This is a genomic window from Brachybacterium hainanense, from assembly GCF_042434575.1.
Classification (GTDB): domain Bacteria; phylum Actinomycetota; class Actinomycetes; order Actinomycetales; family Dermabacteraceae; genus Brachybacterium; species Brachybacterium hainanense.
In genome coordinates this window covers 1-525 of the sequence record NZ_JBHLSV010000061.1, presented here as the reverse complement: position 1 = coordinate 525, position 525 = coordinate 1, and the positions used below count along the sequence as shown (strand labels likewise).

Annotated in this window: 1 protein-coding gene; it reads left to right on the top strand. The window is 55.6% G+C overall.

Going from position 1 to position 525, the window contains the following annotated elements:
* The coding region (locus tag ACFFF6_RS19935) for a 1-acyl-sn-glycerol-3-phosphate acyltransferase (protein ID WP_376983272.1) at positions 1-367 on the top strand (367 nt) is incomplete at its 5' end.
* Positions 368-525 lie beyond the last annotated feature (158 nt).

Here is a 525-nt window from a genome sequence, read left to right as displayed (position 1 = left end):
AGAGAACAAGGCCAAGGCCGCCAGTACCATCGGTACCGTGGTCGACAAGATCCGCCAGCGTAACATGTCGATCTGGATGTTTCCCGAAGGGACCCGCAGCAAGGGCAAGGGGCTGTTGCCCTTCAAGACCGGCGCCTTTCATATTGCCCTGCAGGCCGGCGTTCCCATAGTGCCCATCGCCTGCTCCAGCTATTTCGGTCAGGTTGACCTGAACCGCTGGGACAATGGTGAGCTGATAGTCGAAATCATGCCGCCGATTTCGGTCGAGGGCTATGCACCCAATCAGATCAGAGACTTGCTCAAGCACAGTCGACAGCTGATTGCCGAGCGTATTGCCGAGCTGGACAGCGAAGCCCGCCGTCCCTAGGGTCTGTTGACCTTTCGAGATGATTTTTGCAGCAGTTTGTGGGGTCTTGATACAAGGCAGAGCTTATGCCGTGTAGTCACTCTACGTAAATAAGCGATAACGCAGTAGAAAGACCCCAGGCGCTGCCCTGCGGGTTCGTCTAAACGCGTTTAATTCGA